At 71.9% G+C, this 14685-nt stretch carries 20 protein-coding genes and 2 pseudogenes; 11 read left to right on the top strand and 11 right to left on the bottom strand.

What is annotated here, in order from left to right:
* Positions 1-90 precede the first annotated feature (90 nt).
* Positions 91-264 carry a CsbD family protein gene (locus ACFWP3_RS31240; protein WP_384227699.1) on the bottom strand — a complete coding sequence of 58 codons (174 nt, stop codon included), beginning with the start codon at positions 262-264 and terminating at the stop codon, positions 91-93.
* A 133-nt stretch (positions 265-397) separates the two neighbouring features.
* Entirely contained in the window at positions 398-763 is a 366-nt protein-coding gene (locus ACFWP3_RS31235) for a PRC-barrel domain containing protein (RefSeq protein ID WP_384227697.1), read from the bottom strand.
* A gap of 668 nt (positions 764-1431) precedes the next feature.
* On the opposite strand from ACFWP3_RS31235, the gene ACFWP3_RS31230 reads away from it, so the two are divergent.
* The gene (locus ACFWP3_RS31230; protein ID WP_384227694.1) at positions 1432-2634 is read left to right on the top strand and encodes an enoyl-[acyl-carrier-protein] reductase FabV; all 1203 of its coding nucleotides are present in this window, start codon (positions 1432-1434) and stop codon (positions 2632-2634) included.
* Here ACFWP3_RS31230 and ACFWP3_RS31225 read toward each other — a convergent pair.
* Positions 2631-2870: a hypothetical protein gene (locus ACFWP3_RS31225; RefSeq protein ID WP_384227693.1), complete on the bottom strand. Its 240-nt coding sequence runs from the start codon at positions 2868-2870 to the stop codon at positions 2631-2633. The two genes, ACFWP3_RS31230 and ACFWP3_RS31225, sit on opposite strands and share 4 nt — an antisense overlap.
* Positions 2871-3037: 167 nt before the next feature.
* Between ACFWP3_RS31225 and ACFWP3_RS31220 the strand changes: the two genes are divergently transcribed.
* A complete protein-coding gene (locus ACFWP3_RS31220; RefSeq protein WP_384227690.1) occupies positions 3038-3265 on the top strand; it encodes a hypothetical protein in 228 nt (75 codons plus the stop codon).
* A 26-nt stretch (positions 3266-3291) separates the two neighbouring features.
* Here ACFWP3_RS31220 and ACFWP3_RS31215 read toward each other — a convergent pair whose 3' ends face one another.
* Positions 3292-3759: a DUF5709 domain-containing protein gene (locus ACFWP3_RS31215; RefSeq protein ID WP_384227688.1), complete on the bottom strand. Its 468-nt coding sequence runs from the start codon at positions 3757-3759 to the stop codon at positions 3292-3294.
* Positions 3760-3859: 100 nt separating this feature from the next.
* Between ACFWP3_RS31215 and ACFWP3_RS31210 the strand changes: the two genes are divergently transcribed.
* The 3 genes from ACFWP3_RS31210 to ACFWP3_RS31200 are packed head-to-tail and all read left to right on the top strand — an operon-like array spanning position 3860 to position 6438.
* Complete coding sequence (locus ACFWP3_RS31210; protein WP_384227685.1) at positions 3860-4210, top strand: PadR family transcriptional regulator; 351 nt, start codon at positions 3860-3862, stop codon at positions 4208-4210.
* A complete protein-coding gene (locus ACFWP3_RS31205; RefSeq protein WP_384227682.1) occupies positions 4207-5220 on the top strand; it encodes a hypothetical protein in 1014 nt (337 codons plus the stop codon). Before ACFWP3_RS31210 ends, ACFWP3_RS31205 begins: the two co-directional genes overlap by 4 nt.
* 54 nt (positions 5221-5274) lie before the next feature.
* Positions 5275-6438: a PP2C family protein-serine/threonine phosphatase gene (locus ACFWP3_RS31200; RefSeq protein WP_384227680.1), complete on the top strand. Its 1164-nt coding sequence runs from the start codon at positions 5275-5277 to the stop codon at positions 6436-6438.
* Positions 6439-6647: 209 nt separating this feature from the next.
* Here the strand turns inward: ACFWP3_RS31200 and ACFWP3_RS31195 are convergent.
* Positions 6648-7337, bottom strand: a pseudogene (locus ACFWP3_RS31195) (alpha-L-fucosidase); the annotation flags it as partial.
* A gap of 162 nt (positions 7338-7499) precedes the next feature.
* On the opposite strand from ACFWP3_RS31195, the gene ACFWP3_RS31190 reads away from it, so the two are divergent.
* The 6 genes from ACFWP3_RS31190 to ACFWP3_RS31165 all read left to right on the top strand — a co-directional run bounded on the left by ACFWP3_RS31190 (position 7500) and on the right by ACFWP3_RS31165 (position 11090).
* Positions 7500-7739, top strand: coding sequence for a hypothetical protein (locus ACFWP3_RS31190; RefSeq protein ID WP_384227677.1), 240 nt, complete (start codon positions 7500-7502; stop codon positions 7737-7739).
* A gap of 50 nt (positions 7740-7789) precedes the next feature.
* Complete coding sequence (locus ACFWP3_RS31185) at positions 7790-7954, top strand: hypothetical protein (RefSeq protein WP_384227675.1); 165 nt, start codon at positions 7790-7792, stop codon at positions 7952-7954.
* A gap of 158 nt (positions 7955-8112) precedes the next feature.
* Positions 8113-8367 carry a hypothetical protein gene (locus ACFWP3_RS31180; RefSeq protein ID WP_384227672.1) on the top strand — a complete coding sequence of 85 codons (255 nt, stop codon included), beginning with the start codon at positions 8113-8115 and terminating at the stop codon, positions 8365-8367.
* Between the two features lie 339 nt (positions 8368-8706).
* A complete protein-coding gene (locus ACFWP3_RS31175; RefSeq protein WP_384227670.1) occupies positions 8707-8910 on the top strand; it encodes a cold-shock protein in 204 nt (67 codons plus the stop codon).
* Positions 8911-9181: 271 nt separating this feature from the next.
* Positions 9182-10702: a DEAD/DEAH box helicase gene (locus ACFWP3_RS31170; RefSeq protein WP_384227668.1), complete on the top strand. Its 1521-nt coding sequence runs from the start codon at positions 9182-9184 to the stop codon at positions 10700-10702.
* Between the two features lie 76 nt (positions 10703-10778).
* On the top strand, positions 10779-11090 hold the full coding sequence (locus ACFWP3_RS31165) for an SCO5918 family protein (RefSeq protein WP_384227666.1): 312 nt from the start codon (positions 10779-10781) through the stop codon (positions 11088-11090).
* Between the two features lie 125 nt (positions 11091-11215).
* On the opposite strand, the pseudogene ACFWP3_RS31160 reads toward ACFWP3_RS31165, so the two are convergent.
* The 6 genes and pseudogenes from ACFWP3_RS31160 to ACFWP3_RS31135 all read right to left on the bottom strand — a co-directional run.
* Positions 11216-11518, bottom strand: a pseudogene (locus tag ACFWP3_RS31160) (FTR1 family protein); the annotation flags it as partial.
* Positions 11401-11871: a flavodoxin family protein gene (locus ACFWP3_RS31155; protein ID WP_384227664.1), complete on the bottom strand. Its 471-nt coding sequence runs from the start codon at positions 11869-11871 to the stop codon at positions 11401-11403. The pseudogene ACFWP3_RS31160 and the gene ACFWP3_RS31155, both read right to left, overlap by 118 nt.
* 124 nt (positions 11872-11995) lie before the next feature.
* Complete coding sequence (locus tag ACFWP3_RS31150) at positions 11996-13138, bottom strand: hypothetical protein (RefSeq protein ID WP_384227662.1); 1143 nt, start codon at positions 13136-13138, stop codon at positions 11996-11998.
* Positions 13139-13184: 46 nt separating this feature from the next.
* A complete protein-coding gene (locus ACFWP3_RS31145; protein ID WP_384227660.1) occupies positions 13185-13373 on the bottom strand; it encodes a hypothetical protein in 189 nt (62 codons plus the stop codon).
* Positions 13373-13666 carry a hypothetical protein gene (locus ACFWP3_RS31140; RefSeq protein WP_384227658.1) on the bottom strand — a complete coding sequence of 98 codons (294 nt, stop codon included), beginning with the start codon at positions 13664-13666 and terminating at the stop codon, positions 13373-13375. The genes ACFWP3_RS31145 and ACFWP3_RS31140 overlap by 1 nt, the downstream gene beginning before the upstream one ends.
* Before the next feature lie 45 nt (positions 13667-13711).
* A complete protein-coding gene (locus ACFWP3_RS31135; protein WP_384227655.1) occupies positions 13712-14632 on the bottom strand; it encodes an MBL fold metallo-hydrolase in 921 nt (306 codons plus the stop codon).
* Between the last annotated feature and the right edge of the window lie 53 nt (positions 14633-14685).

Genomic DNA, 14685 nt, shown 5'->3' with positions numbered 1-14685 from the left:
GTGCCGGACGGGGTCGAGCCGCGTGTGTTTGCGTGCGTTCGCGTGCGTTTGGCGGCCGCGATCCGGGGCATGCTCCGGGGTGCGGTCAGGTCACCGCTTGAAGATGTCCTTCATCTTCTCCTTGGCCTGGCGCGCATCGCCCTTCGCGCCTTCGGCCCGGCCTTCGGCGGTCAGCCGCTCGTTGCCCACCAGACGGCCGGCCGCTTCCTTGAGCTTGCCCTTCGCCTGCTCGGCCTTGGCCTTGCCCTTCTCGTCCTGCGACACAGCTGATCACTCCCTCGGGTACGGGGAACTGCCTTGCGCTCCGCTTCTGACCCGGATCGCGGCCGCCAAACGCACGCGAACGCACGCAAACACACGCGGCTCGACCCCGTCCGGCACCGGCATCGGCATCGGCTCAGGCGGGCGGGATGCCGAACGGCATCGTGGCCAGGTAGTGACTCCCCAGGGCCTCGCGGTGGTCCGGGTTCCCGAGGTGCTCCTCCCGGTGGAACTCGGGAGCGGCCTTGATCTGGTCCTTCGTACGGTCTACGTAGACCTTCTCGGCCACGTGGTCGACCCGGGACACCAGGCCGGCCGGCACCAGGACCTCCTTGCCGAGGATCCACACTCCGGTGTCGACGACCAGATAGGCGTCGGTGACCTCGTCGGAGTGCTTGTCGACCTTGCCGATGCCGCCGTCGAGCGCTTCCACGCCGTAGCCGGTCAGGTCGGCCGCCAGGTAGTCGACGCCGACACGGTAGGCCCACACGTTCTCCGCCATGCGAAACAACTCCTTCGATCGGAACCATGGCCCCTCCGCCCCTGATCGCGGGCGCGGAGGGATCTCCGTCGAGGGCGCGCCTGCCCGGACATCCGCCGTTCCACTCCCCGGCCGGCGGGCCGTCGGACCGCTCCGAGAAAGTTTTCGCTCCGACCGTTTGAACCGGCGGAGAGCGGTCATACGCGGGTCACGGGAGCCCGCGGCGGTGAGCGGCGCGGGCTCCCGAACGGGCCCGAGCCGCGTGGTGGCACCCCCCCGCCACCACGCGGCCGGCGCTCCTGCCCGCAGGGACGTCCCGGTGATCGGACGCCCGCGTACGGGGGACGGCCGTGGGCGAGCAGACGGTGTCTGTCAATGCCGGACATCCACAAAGGAGCGGCCGCGTTCTGCGTGACGGCCTGTCACGAGCCGTCGGCGCGCCCGTGGATACGATCTTGGACGACGGACGGCTGGAGCACGACTTCCGCGTCGGCAGCCAGGCCCCGGCCGCGTTGGTGACGGACATCGGGAGCGGCGGCGGCCGTCCGACGTCATCCCGGACGAGGAAGCCGGTGCGCCGCGCTCGCGCGCGCGCTGACCCGCGCACGCTCGCTGACCCGCGCACGCTCGCTGACCCGCGCACGCGCGCACGCTCCTCGTCCGACTCGCCCGAGCGGAACGGACGTATCGTGACCCTTCGTCAGATCGGGCCCAAGCAGCGCGGATTCCTCATCGTCAACTCCCACCCGGACGGAGCCGCGCACACCGTCCACCGCATGTGGGAGGGCATCGAGGCCCGCACCGACGGCCGCCGGCCGACCGCGCTCATCCTCGGCCACTCCGCCGGCTACGGACTCGCCACCCTCGTGGCCGGCCTGCGCCGGCACGGCATCCGCGGCATCGGCGTCGCCTTCGAGGCCGCCGACAACGGTCGCCGCACCGCGACGGCGGGCTGGTACCGCACCGCGGCCACCGCCCGGCTCGCCGCCGACCACGGCCACGACTTCCGGTTCGTGAACACCGACGCCTTCTCCGCGGACGCCAAGACGCACGTCCTCGACCTGCTGGAAGAGCACTACGGACCGGTCGACCACCTCATCTACAGCCTGGCCGCCCCGCGCCGCACCGACCCGGCGACCGGCACCGTCCACCACTCGGTGATCAAACCCCTCGGCGCCGCCTACGAGGCGCCCGCGCTCGACTTCTCCGCCGACGACCCCAAGGTCACCCGGTTCCGGATCGAACCCGGCACCGAGGAGGAGACGCGGGCGACCGTCGCGGTGATGGGCGGCGACGACTGGGACCTCTGGGTCCGCGCCCTCGCCGCCCGCCGGCTCCTCGCCGACGGGTTCACCACCGCGGCCCTCACCTATGTCGGCTCCGAGGTCACCGCCCCCGTCTACCGGCACGGCACCATCGGCGCGGCCAAGGAACACCTGGAGCGGACCGCCCATGACCTGAACGCCTCGCCCCTGCTCAAGGAGAAGGACGGCCGCGCGTTCACGGTCGTGGCCGGCGCGGCCGTCACCCAGGCGTCCAGCGCGATCCCCTCGATCGCCCTCTACACCGCCTTCCTCCGCACCGTGCTCGGAGCGGACGGATTCCGGTCCACCGCGGAGCAGGCCGTCGACCTGTGGGACCAGCTGGAAGGCCGCAGCCCGCTGGTCCTCGACGAGGCCGGGCGCATCCGCCTGGACGGCTGGGAACTCGACGGAGCCGTCCAGGACCGCGTCCGCGACCTGTGGTCGGACCCCGAGCGGGGCCTCGAAACCGCCCGCGCCGGCGCGGACTGGTTCATGACCCAGGTCCGCGAGCTCTACGGCTGGGGCATCGACGCCGTGCCCTACGACCGCCCCACCGAGCCCGACATCACCTGGCCCGCCCCGCACTAGCCCCCCACCGGCCGAGGAGCGCACCGCACCGCGCCGGGCATCGTCGACGAGATGATCGAGGCGTGGCTCTCCTTTGACGAGGGGCTCGGCGCGGGCCGGACCGGGTCGGCCGCCGGGAGTTCGCCGAGCGGTTCGCCGCCCGCTTCGACGCGTACGTCATGTACGGCGACAGACACCGAACCGCCGGGGCTGTGGACGGTCATCTTGGCGGACGGCGAGCGCCTGCGTGCGGCCATGGACGAGGCGGACGACGACCGGTACGTGCTCTACGCGGCGACCGCGCCCGTTCCGGGTCTGCCCGGGATCCGCGTGGGCGGCGCAGCGTGTGCGCGTAATTGGTGCGACAGTGCGCGGAATTGGTGCAAGCATGGTGCACGTCTTCGTCGCCAGGAAGGACGTCACCATGGAACAGCTTCCCCCGCACCCGGACTCCGAGCGGTACTCCGTGACCCTGTGCCCCCCGGCCGTCACCGTCGTCTCCGAGCTGACCGCCGCGACCGGCGTCAGCAAGTCCGACGTGATCAACCGGGCCGTGCTCCTGCTCGGGTTCATCGAGCGCGAACGCGCCAAGGGCAATGACCTGATGATCCGCGACACCGCCGGTGAACTGGAGCGCATCCACATCATCTGACGGCTGCGGAAGAGGGCGCGGGCCTGCTATCCGTCTTCGTCGTCGGCGGGTGGCAGCTCGTCGACGATGTGGATCGCGGCCTCCTCCGCCGAGGCCGCGCCTCCGTCGATCCCGACGTCACGGGCCAGTACGGAGAAATGGCTCTGCGGAGCCGATCCGTCCACCGCCGTCAGGCGGCCCGCCCGGTCCGGCCCCGCCAGCAGGGCGTCGCCGACCTCATCGGAGTCCTCGTCCAGCGCGGACAGCGCGGACACCTCCGGCCGCTCCCGCGCGAGCCGCTCGTCCAGGCTCTCCCCGGTGCGCGCCTCCGCGGCCGTCGTACCCCTGTCCTCGACCGCGAGGGGGCGGTCGAGCGGCACGTAGGCGGTGTCGAGGGTGTCGTCGAGGCCCGGCTCGTCGAGGGTGTTCTCCATGTCGGGCTGTGCCTCGGCGGACTCGTCCGTCTCCTGCGGCTGGTACACGTCATCGCCGTAGGCTTCGTCGGCGCTGCTCATCGGGTACTCCGATCAGTCGGGCACGGAAGCGTCCAGAGCGGTACCTCCTCGTACACGGGGCACCTGCCCGTCGCGGGACCTCCCAACCGTCCCGTCGGGGTTGTTACGCGGAGCCCTGCCGCTCGCCCTCGCTGCCGTGCTCGCCGAAGGCGACCGGCACGGCTACGCGCTGGTGCAGGAACTGGCCGCCCGCGGGTTCGGCGCCGTCCGCGGCGGCGCGCTGTACCCCGTGCTCGGCCGGATGGAGGCCGACGGGGCGGTGGAGGCCCGGTGGGAACCAGGCGAAGGCGGGCCGGGCCGCAAGGTCTACCGGCTCACCGGCGAGGGCCGGGCCCGGCTGCGGCAGGAAGCCGCCAGCTGGGGGCAGTTCTCCCAGGCCATGGCCCAACTCCTGGCACACAGCGGGGAGGCACCTGGCGGGGAGGGACCTGGCGTGGAGGAGACCCCATGAGCGGCGACGCCGTCACCAGGTGGAACGCACGGGCCCGACTGGCCCTGGCCGCGCACTCCGTGGGCGGCGCCACCGCGGACACCGTGCTCGACGAGGTCGCGCAGCACTGCGCGGACAGCGGCGAGAGTCCCCATGACGCCTTCGGCTCACCGGAGGAGTTCGCCGCCACCGTGGTCACCGAGCGCGTCCCGCCCGAGGAACGCCTGCGGCGCATGGGAGACGGCCCGACCTTCGGCCAGGCGCTCCGCACCGCCGCCGCCCCCGTCGGCTTGGCCGCCCTGGCCGCAGGCGCCTGCATATGGATCGCGGACGGACCCGTGTTCCCCGTGACCCCGGCCGGTCTGGCCGGAACCTCGCTCATCGCGATGGCCCTGGCCGGAGGCGGTCTCGTGGCCACGGCCCGGAACCGTCGACGGCGCGCACTGGGGTGGGGAGCCGTCGCGGCGGCGACGGTGGCCGCCGCGACGGCCCTCACCGCCCTCCCCGGACAGCCGCTCGGCCATCTCCCCGCCCCCCTGCTGTGCGTACTGGGCCTCGCGCTGCTCTGGGCGGCGATACGGACCACACCGACCGCAGAACCCGAAGGAGCGATCATGGATTCCGGAACCGCCCCCCTGAGCACCGGCGAGCGCGAGCCCTGGCTGGACCGGCTGCCCCGGCTGCTCGAAGAACGCCACGCGATACCCCGCGCACGCGCCGCGGAACTGGCAGAGGAGGCCGCCGGCCACCTCGAAGCCACCGGAAGCACCCCCGAAGACGAATTCGGCCCCGTCGAGCTTTACGCGCTGCGCCTGGCCGAACAGGAGGCCCCCCGCGCGCCGTGGTGGAAGCGCGGCGCCGTCCAGGAGTCCCTGTTCGCGGTGCTGCTCACCGCCTACCTCGTGGTCACCCTCGTCTCCGGCGGCCCGTCCTGGCAGATCGCGCTGGCAGGCGGCGCCCTCGCCGTGAACCTGGCCCTCCTCGCCACCCGCCTGCCGCGCGGGCGCCGCGGCGTTCCGCCCGGGCGGTAGCCGGCTCCGCACCGGGCGCGGCGGGCAGCACGGATGGCCCCGTACGCTGTTTCCATGAGGTCACACCCTCGCCGGCCCCTTCGGCCGGGAGCGTCCTCTCGGCCAGGAGCGGGCGGTCACGGCGAGGTCCTGTTCAGGCTGGCCCAGTGTGCGCCCTTCGCGATAGCGCTCGGCGTACTGGCCATCGAGCTCTCACCCGCGCACGACCTGGTCACCGGGCCCGTCATCTCCACCACGCCGGCGCTGGCCGCGCTCACGATGGGCCCGGTGGGCACGCTGTCCGCCGCCGCCCTCGCCGTGGCCGTGAACATCACCTCCGCGACCTACAACCAGTCGTGGGGAACCCAGACCCAGCTGATCATCGGCAACTTCCTCGGGCTGCTCGTGGTGTCCGTGGCCAGCGTCATCCTGAGCAACGCGGTGCGCACGCGCAGGCAGATCGAGCTCGACCAGGTCCGCCGGATCGCGGTGGCGGCGCAGGAGGTCGTCCTGCGGCCCGTCCCCGAGCTCCTGGGCCCCGTACGGGCGGCCAGCCTGTGCCTCGCGGCCGAGACCGGGGCGCAGATAGGCGGCGACCTGTACGAGGCCGTGCAGACCCGCTACGGCGTCCGCCTGATCGTGGGCGACGTCCGGGGCAAGGGGCTGTCCGCGATCCGCGCGGTCGCGGTGGCACTGGGAGCGTTCCGGGAGGCCGTCCACTACGAGGAGGACGTCCAGGAGGTCATGAACCACTGCGCGGCCGCGCTGCGCCGAGAGGCCGGCGTACCGGGCACCTACACCCAGGCGGAACTGCCCGAAGTCCTGATCGAGGGATTCACCACCGCGCTCATCGCCCAGGTGCCGGACGAACCGGTGGTACACCTCGTCAACCGCGGCCATCCGCCTCCCCTGGTGCTGCGCCAGGGCAAGGTCCAGACCCTGATGCCCTCCTCGCCGATGCCGCCGCTCGGCCTCGAAGACCTCGCCGACGGCCTTCTCCCCGAGCCCGAGAGCCACCCGCTCCTGCCCGGTGACCGGCTGCTGCTCTACACCGACGGCGTGATCGAAGCCCGCAACGGTGACAACGATTTCCTCCCGTTGCCGGAGACCATGGAGCAGATAGCCGCCGACACCACCCCGCAGGAGTTCCTGGAGGAACTGCACAAGGCACTGATCCGCCACACCGGGGGCCGCCTCACGGACGACGTGGCGATGATCCTCATCGACCGGCTCGTATGAGGACGCGGACGACGAGACCCGACGAGGCCCGACGGGAGCAGCACGTGAACGACACGTACTGGCACGAGCCCGGCCGCACCGTCGGGCGTCCCGCTGGACGAGCCGCCGCGCGTGGCCGGGCTCGGCGTCGGCGTCCACGGCACGACACGTGCCTGCCGCAAGGAGCTGGGCGCGTCCCCGCGCAGCCTTCGCGACTCCGGACCCTGACGTCAGTCGCGCCCGGCGCCCCGGTACAGGTCCAGCTCGCCGTCGAGCTCCACGGCGAGTACGGTCGCCTGCTCGTCCACGTCGGACGGCGCGGGCGCGTCGATCCACAGGACGCCCGGCACCTCGTGGAGGCCGCCGGTCACCCGGTGCCCGAGCACGCTGCCGCTCCCGACCACCGTGACCCGCCGTACCCCGGTGCGCAGCCCCCGCAGCGACACGGCCTCCCGCGGCGGGTCGAAGCAGAACAGGTACAGGGTGCGGCCGTCGGCCGAGAGCGTGCTCGGCCCGTAGTGGTGTCCGGCCGGGAGACCCGCCACGGTGGTGTGAACGGCCGCGGAGTGCTTGGCGATCCAGTCGCCCAGGCCCTCCAGCCGCCGCACCTGCTCGGCCGGGATCGTGCCGTCCTCGCGCGGCCCGACCGCGAGCAGCAGGTTGCCGCCCATCGCGATCGTCTCCGAGAAGTAACGCACCAGCCGGTGGACCGACTTCTGGTCCCGGTCCTGCGGCTGGAACCCCCAGGACTCGGCGACGGTCAGGCACAGCTCCCACGGCCCGGCCGGCCGGGTCACCGGTACTCCCTGCTCGGGGGTCGCGTAGTCGCAGTAACTCGGCATCCGCGCGTTGAGGACGGTGTCGGGGTTGCCGGCCAGGATCAGCTCGGACAGCGCGCGCAGGCTCCACTGCTCCTCCTGCTTCATGTACCGCTCGTGGGAGCCGGTCACCAAAACTGGTCTGCTCTCACCACGGCGGACGGCGAACGGCGGGCGGCGGACGGGGCCGCGGGCGGCGGGGCGCGATGGCCGAGCGGGATCTTGTCGGCCGTGTCGGCGCGAGGGGTGGCTCGTTGCCAGGGCATGAAGAAGATCATCACTGCCGCCGCGCTGGTCCTCGCCTCCGTGGGCCTCGCCGCGCCGGCGCACGCCGACAACGACTCCAACTTCGACGGCGGCGTCAACGCCGCCAACAACTGGAACTTCACCGCCGCCGCCGTATGCCTCCAGGAGGTCGCCGTCGTACCCGTCCTCGGCGACTGGACGGGCGACCACGTCAACAACTGCTCCAACGGCAACGTCATCGACCACTCGGGTAAGTAGCCCGTCCGGCGCACCCCGTCCGCGGGGTGCGCCGTCCCTGCCGTCGCGCGGTGCCCGACGGCCGCCGTACGCCCTGCGCACTCGCCGCCCCACGCCTCGGGCACGCCCTGCGCGAAGCCCACGCGAAGCGGACGCCGCGGATCACCGCCATCCCGTTCTTCGCGCTCGACGCCTGCGTCGCCGTTGCGTCGCCGTCGGCTCCCTCCGCGCCCTGACCAGCAGCGCCCGCTCCAGCGGCTGAATGGGGGTGTCGAAACGATACAGCTGCGGGCATTGGAGTGAACCGCCGTTCCCAGTGGTGCCCCTGGGGGGTTGGACCGGCCGACGCGCACATCGAGCTGCGCTTCGTTTCAGAGAGATCCTTAGGGGAGTCATGCGTATTCGTTCTGCTGTCACCGCGTCCGTCCTGGCCGCCGGCATCCTGCTGGGTGGGGCCGGTGCCGCCCTGGCCAACGACGGGGTCGACATCGACTACTTCTCCGGTGGTCGCGCGGGCTTCTCGGCGGACTGTTCCTCGTTCGCCGCGGTGCCCGCCAGCCGCCCGGCCTTCACCGGCCCGGTCTACTCCTCGACCTGCGACACGGACGGCGAGCTGGAGTGGGCGAAGGGGCACCACCTGGGCGCCTGACCCGGGCGGCTCACACCGCAGGGGCGGACCGACAGCGACGTCGGCCGCCCCTGCGGCGTTTCCATATCTGTGCCGGCGGTCTGAGAGTTTAATGGGTTCCGTGGGGAGATTTTCTGCCGCGACGCGCACGGGAGAAATACTCTGACGTACGCGATCCACCGCACCGTGCTACTGTCGATCTCGGTTGCAGTTTTGGTACCCAAGAAGTCAAGCGCTTCCCGGCCCCCGGGCCGGACGGACGCGCTTCATATTTCCGGTCATTTTCCGGCGGGGCATCATCGCGGCGACACGGTGTCCGCGCAGTGCGGATGCTGCTGTACTGCCCCAAGGAGACATGGCATGGCAACAGGTACTGTGAAGTGGTTCAACGCGGCCAAGGGATTCGGCTTCATCGAGCAGGACGGTGGCGGCGCTGACGTGTTCGCCCACTTCTCGAACATCGCCTCCCAGGGATTCCGCGAGCTGCAAGAAGGCCAGAAGGTCACCTTCGACATCGCGCAGGGTCAGAAGGGCCCGACGGCCGAGAACATCGTTCTCGCCTGACGCTGACGCGTAATTCGTAGCTGGGGCCCGCATCCCTTGGGGTGCGGGCCCCAGCTGCACGCATTTCCCGCAGTGGGTTTCACCTGCGGGGATGAGATTTTCAGGGATACCGCCTCTTCGTAGCCGTTCCCATCGAAGCGTTTGCGCCGACACGGAATTCCCGTGGGCCATATTCGCTGTCGCATTCAATTCGGTTCGTTCTTGTGATTGCCCGCGCTGTTCTTCCGCTGCGGGAATTCCTTGATACGTGCCGTATCAAGGAAGGTTCTGAATGAACCCCGCACGTACGAACGACCGCTCCTCCCGCACCCGGGGCCGCACGGGCGGCCCCGCATACGCCTCGGGCTCGGGCTACGGCTCCGGCTCGGGCTCCGGTTCGGGCCGAGGCAGCCGCTTCGGTTCATCCGCCCCCAGCCGCTCGGGCGGCTACGGCCGCCGGCCCGCCGCCGTGCAGGGCGAGTTCGCCCTGCCGAAGACCATCACCCCCGGGCTGCCCGCCGTCGAGGCCTTCGCCGATCTCGACATGCCCGCGGAGCTGCTGGCCGCGCTCGGGAGCCAGGGGCTGTCCGTGCCGTTCCCGATCCAGGGCGCGACCCTCCCGAACTCCCTCGTCGGCCGCGACGTCCTCGGCCGCGGCCGGACCGGCTCCGGCAAGACCCTCGCCTTCGGCCTGGCGCTCCTGGCCCGTACCGCCGGACGGCGCGCCGAACCGCGCCAGCCCCTGGCACTGATCCTGGTCCCCACCCGGGAACTCGCCCAGCAGGTCAACGACGCCCTCGCCCCCTACGCCCGCGCCGTAAAACTGCGCCTGACCACCGTCGTCGGCGGGATGTCGATCGGCAAGCAGGCGGGTGCGCTGCGCGGTGGCTCCGAAGTCGTCGTCGCCACCCCCGGACGCCTCAAGGACCTCATCGACCGCGGCGACTGCCGGCTCGACCAGGTGGCCATCACCGTCCTCGACGAGGCCGACCAGATGGCCGACATGGGCTTCATGCCGCAGGTCACGGCGCTCCTGGACCAGGTACGCCCCGAAGGCCAGCGGATGCTGTTCTCCGCGACCCTGGACCGCAACGTCGACCTCCTGGTCCGCCGCTACCTGACCGACCCCGTCGTCCACTCCGTCGACCCCTCCCAGGGCGCGGTCACCACGATGGAACACCACGTTCTGCACGTCCAGGGCACGGACAAGCAGGCGACCACCATCGAGATCGCCGCCCGCGAGGGCCGGGTGATCATGTTCCTCGACACCAAGCACGCCGTGGACCGCCTCACCCAGGACCTCCTCGACAGCGGGGTCCGCGCCGCCGCCCTGCACGGCGGCAAGTCCCAGCCCCAGCGCACCCGCACCCTGGCCCGGTTCAAGACCGGACACGTCACCGTGCTCGTCGCCACGAACGTCGCCGCCCGCGGCATCCACGTAGACAACCTCGACCTCGTCGTCAACGTCGACCCGCCCACCGACCACAAGGACTACCTCCACCGCGGCGGCCGCACCGCCCGCGCCGGCGAGTCCGGCAGCGTCGTCACCCTGGTCGTCCCCAAGCAGCGCCGCGACATGACCCGCCTCATGGCCGCCGCCGGCATCGTCCCCCAGACCACCCAGGTCCGCTCCGGCGACGAAGCGCTCCACCGCATCACCGGCGCACGCACCCCCTCGGGCATCCCCGTCACCATCACCGCGCCGGTGTCCGAGCGGCCCAAGCGCAGCGCCTCCTCCCGCGGCCGGCGCAGCCCCGCCTCGGCGGCCAGGCGCGGGGGCGCACGGCACACCTCCGTCGACGCGGCGGCCTGAGCACACCGGCCGGCCCTTGCACGCTGAACCGCCCCACCGCGGGCGGACCATTCACCTCTTCTCCCTGTGAGGCACCATGCGCTGCGTCATCGCCCGCTTCCCGTTCGACCTGACCAAGAGCGGCGTCCTGGAAGCGATGAAGGGCGTCAAGCCCGAGGAGGTCGTCGGTGAGTCCGTGATCATCGGCCGCCGCGTCTACCCCGTCAAGCAGGTCGGCCAGGTCATCACCCGCCAGGACCGCCGCGATTTCAGCGCCGGCGAAGTGGTCCGAGCCATGACCCAGCTGGGCTTCACCTGCCGCGGCCTGCCGCAGGCCGCAGCGCCCGCACGCGTCCTCAGCCCCGTCCAGCACGCCTCCGCGATGCTCGGCACCCCCGCGTCCGTCTGACCGTACGACCACGGGACGCGCGGGCCGATGCCCGGACACCGAGGAAGGCCCGACCGGCGCGCGCCGGTCGGGCCGACGCGGTTTCGGAGCCGGCGGATGGTGTAGTAGTTCCCAGGAAACGGGCCTGCCGCGTCGAGGTTGCCGTGCAGATCCGCCTTCAGGTGCCGGGCGGTGCGCTTCATCCAGAACACCATCCACGTCACCAGGCCGACGGCCAGGATCGACAGGCTGCCGCCGATGAGCGAGCCGGATTTGCCCGCACCATTACCTGATCGGGCCGCACTCTTGGTACGAAGGGTGACGGGTGCGGTCAGGATGTCGGCCGCGTCCCGGTCCGGAGCCGTTCGGCGAAGGTGCGTGCTGCGGTCAGGTCCGCGGGGTTCGGGCGTTGTTTGTTGATGCCGCCGATGAGTTTGAACGGGGCCCAAGTGTCGTACGCCCGGCACAGGAAGCTTCCCTCCACCTCGAAGCCCTTGCCTTCGAGGAGCCGGACCAGGGGGCGGGTGAACGGGCGCGGCGGCAGTTCGGGGAGCCCGCTGGTGGCGAAGACGAACGTCCGGCCCCGTCCGGCGGGCAGTGCCGCGACGCAGTCGGTCAGGCGGGGGTGGAGCCTGCCGTAGAACACGCCCGAGCCGAATCCCACGAGGTCCGCGCCGGCCAGTTCCGCCGGATCGGCCTCCTCGGGGGAGACGACCTTCGCGCCGAGTACCTGGGCCATGGCGTCGGCGACGCGACGGGTATTGCCGTGCGACACGGAGGCGCACACGATGACGGCCTTCATCTTGGTGGTCCCTTCTCTCGCTGCGCAGTGAGGACAGCGCGGCGGTGCGGGATGTGACACCACGTGGGAGTGACAGCGGTCACACGGCGTACGGGGCGTGCTCGGTCCCTTCTCCGGGCCGCGCCTACTTGGGGGTTCCCTCCGCGGAGAGCACCGGCGGGTTCAGGCAGTTGCATCCCACGACGTCGGCGGGGCCCTGTTCCGGTACCTCGAACGTCGCGGTCACGATGCGCCGCACATCGGTGCTCAGCCACCACTTGCGGCCGCCGCCCAGCAGCTGGTCGGTGTCGCGGCTCGCGGCGTCCTCGCTGCCGTACTTGAACGAGGTGGTCGGGCCCGACTTGCCCTCGCGGTGGTCGGTGCGGACGAACGAGCACGTGACGAGCGCCTTCCCGTCCGACAGTCGCAGCACCGGCAGCTCGGGCCCCGTCACCTCGAAGGCGTACCGCTGGCGGAGGTCGCCCTTCCACACCTTCTTCCCGTCCTCGGCGTTGTAGGAGTCCACGACCTCGCTCGTCAGCTCGCCCGGTACGAAGGCCTCGCTCTCAGGCTCCCCGTAGGGTGCCGTGAAACTGAGGTACTCCGCGTACTGGCCGCACACGCGCCGGTCGGATGCGGCGGTGGGGGAGAGCGTCGCGGCGCCGGCGGGCTCCCGGGCCGGCGCGGCGATCGGCCGGTCGCGGACCTCGAAGCCGTACGTGCCGTACCCGCGGTCCTCGAACTGCTCCGGCGGAAGCTGCGGAGCGGGCCGGTCGGTCGCCCACGTCCGGGCCGCGGCCTTCCAGGCGGCGCCGGGCTCCGCCTGGACGAAGTAGTACATCCCGGCCGCCCGGTCCTTCTCCGCCTTGTCCGTCATACGGAAGAGCACGGCGAACGAACGGGGGTATCCGGGCTGGTCGCGCTCGGCGGGGATCAGGTACTCGCGCCGGTACATGGCCGTTTCCGCGGTGCGCACGAGGGTGTCCGGCCACCGCTTCAGCTTGACCTGCGCCACGCTCTCCTGGAGCAGGGCCCCGGTCAGCACGGCCGACAGGGCGTTCTCGTTCCGTGCGGACGCGGCCTGCCGGAACCCTCGCGTGACGACCTCCTCGGCCTGGTCCCAACCGATCACGGTCGGGACCGGCGGGGCGAGAGAAGCAGCCCCGGCCTTCTCCTCGCCCTTCCTCTCGACCTTCGCCGGGGAACACGCCGCCAGCACCACGCACCCGGCGACCGCCGCGACCACCGCCGTCCGTACGCGCCACCGATCAGACAGGCTCCCGATCACCACTGCACATCCCCCACGAAAAAACCGCACCAAGAACAGACGCCGATCACATCACGCCATCGAATGTCCGGATACGGCGCCCCCGGCCCTTCGGATCCGGCCCGCGCGTATCCCGTAGGGCGAGCACCAGCGCGAGCAGCCCGGTGCCGCCCACCGCGGCGCCGAAGAGCAGCGCGCTCGCCGTCAGGGTGAAGTAGACGAGGCCGCCGACGGCCCGGGGCGTGTCGGGGGACATCAGGCGGGCGAGCCCGGGGCCCAGCGAGGAGGTGAATCCGCCGATCCGAGCACGCCCGCGGCCATGCCGGCCATGGGCGCCACGCTGTTGGTGAGCGCGGCCCGGCCCGCACGACACGGATGCTCCAGCTCCATGACGGCCGTACCCGCGGCGCTGGTCGCCTCACCGGTTGCCAGGCCTTGCAGCACCCGGGCGACGAGCAGGTCGCCCACTCCGTCGGCCGTGGCGATGAGGGCCATGGCCGAGGCCTCGACGGCGAGGGAGCCGATGAGGACCGGCGCGGCGCGGTTCATGAGTTCCTTCCGCACGTCGACTTCGCCGATCTCGCCGACGTGGGCTCAGGCGAGGTGGGCGGGCACGGGGTGGAGGCGGTAGGAGGCGCCGTCGGTGCGGACGATGCCTGCCGTGGGCGGGGGGAAGTGACTGCCGAGCAGGAGGGTGTCGGTCCCGCTGAGTGCGGCGAGGAGCTCGCGGCGCGTGGCGTTCGCCTGGGCGGGGTCGATGTCGACGCAGCTGTGGATGTCCGGTCGGGCGAGCTGCACGGGGTGGTGGATGCAGTCGCCCGTGATCAGGGCCGTGCTGCCCTTGCTGCTCAGCCGGACGGCGACCTGGCCGGGGGTGTGGCCGGGGGTCGGGACGAGGGTGATGCCGGCGGCGATCTCCAGCCCGTCGGCGGGGACGTCCACCAGGTCGAGGAGGCCGTGGTCGTCGATGGGGTGGATGGAATCGCGGAACATCTGCGTGCGGGGCCCGTCCAGGTCCGCGGATGCCCAGTGGTCCCACTCGGTGCGGTGGGCGAGGTACCGGGCGTTGGGGAAGGTGGGGACCCAGGAGCCCTCGTGGGAGCGGGTGTTCCAGCCGACGTGATCGGTGTGCAGGTGCGTGAGGATCACGAGGTCGATCGACTCGGGGGAGAAGCCCGCCGCTTCCAGGCGCGCGAGGTAGTCCGTACGGAGGTGGTGCCAGGCGGGGTTGGCGCGCTCCTTCCCGTTGCCGATGCCCGTGTCGACGAGGACGCGCAGTCCGCCCGCCTCGATCGCGAAGGTGTGGCTCGCCAGGCGGATGACCTGGTCCGCTCCGGCGAAGTCGGGCTGGAGCCAGGCGGATTCGGCCACGACCTCGGGTGTTGCCCGGGGCAGCAGCCAGGGGCCGGTCTGCGCGGGAAGGGCCGTCTCGTCGATGCGGCGGACGGTGATGTCGCCCAGGGTCCACGTGGGGGTGAGGCCGGGTGCTGCGGGAGTGAGGGCGTGCGAGGTCATGGGTGGCTCTCCGGTGGGGAGGGGGCGGGGGAGCGCGTGCCAGGGCGGCCGAC

The organism is Streptomyces sp. NPDC058525 (genome assembly GCF_042719495.1).
Classification (GTDB): domain Bacteria; phylum Actinomycetota; class Actinomycetes; order Streptomycetales; family Streptomycetaceae; genus Streptomyces.
Note: the sequence above shows the minus strand (reverse complement) of the source record. Positions and strands in the feature narration are given on the sequence as shown.

Coding starts and splice junctions, on each gene's coding strand:
- ACFWP3_RS31235 (WP_384227697.1), bottom strand. CDS start 763: ATGGCGGAGAACGTGTGGGCCTACCGTGTCGGCGTCGACTACCTGGCG.
- ACFWP3_RS31225 (WP_384227693.1), bottom strand. CDS start 2,870: ATGGCCGCACGCAGGCGCTCGCCGTCCGCCAAGATGACCGTCCACAGC.
- ACFWP3_RS31220 (WP_384227690.1), top strand. CDS start 3,038: ATGGAACAGCTTCCCCCGCACCCGGACTCCGAGCGGTACTCCGTGACC.
- ACFWP3_RS31215 (WP_384227688.1), bottom strand. CDS start 3,759: ATGAGCAGCGCCGACGAAGCCTACGGCGATGACGTGTACCAGCCGCAG.
- ACFWP3_RS31205 (WP_384227682.1), top strand. CDS start 4,207: ATGAGCGGCGACGCCGTCACCAGGTGGAACGCACGGGCCCGACTGGCC.
- ACFWP3_RS31200 (WP_384227680.1), top strand. CDS start 5,275: ATGAGGTCACACCCTCGCCGGCCCCTTCGGCCGGGAGCGTCCTCTCGG.
- ACFWP3_RS31190 (WP_384227677.1), top strand. CDS start 7,500: ATGAAGAAGATCATCACTGCCGCCGCGCTGGTCCTCGCCTCCGTGGGC.
- ACFWP3_RS31180 (WP_384227672.1), top strand. CDS start 8,113: ATGCGTATTCGTTCTGCTGTCACCGCGTCCGTCCTGGCCGCCGGCATC.
- ACFWP3_RS31175 (WP_384227670.1), top strand. CDS start 8,707: ATGGCAACAGGTACTGTGAAGTGGTTCAACGCGGCCAAGGGATTCGGC.
- ACFWP3_RS31170 (WP_384227668.1), top strand. CDS start 9,182: ATGAACCCCGCACGTACGAACGACCGCTCCTCCCGCACCCGGGGCCGC.
- ACFWP3_RS31165 (WP_384227666.1), top strand. CDS start 10,779: ATGCGCTGCGTCATCGCCCGCTTCCCGTTCGACCTGACCAAGAGCGGC.
- ACFWP3_RS31155 (WP_384227664.1), bottom strand. CDS start 11,871: ATGAAGGCCGTCATCGTGTGCGCCTCCGTGTCGCACGGCAATACCCGT.
- ACFWP3_RS31145 (WP_384227660.1), bottom strand. CDS start 13,373: ATGTCCCCCGACACGCCCCGGGCCGTCGGCGGCCTCGTCTACTTCACC.
- ACFWP3_RS31140 (WP_384227658.1), bottom strand. CDS start 13,666: ATGAACCGCGCCGCGCCGGTCCTCATCGGCTCCCTCGCCGTCGAGGCC.
- ACFWP3_RS31135 (WP_384227655.1), bottom strand. CDS start 14,632: ATGACCTCGCACGCCCTCACTCCCGCAGCACCCGGCCTCACCCCCACG.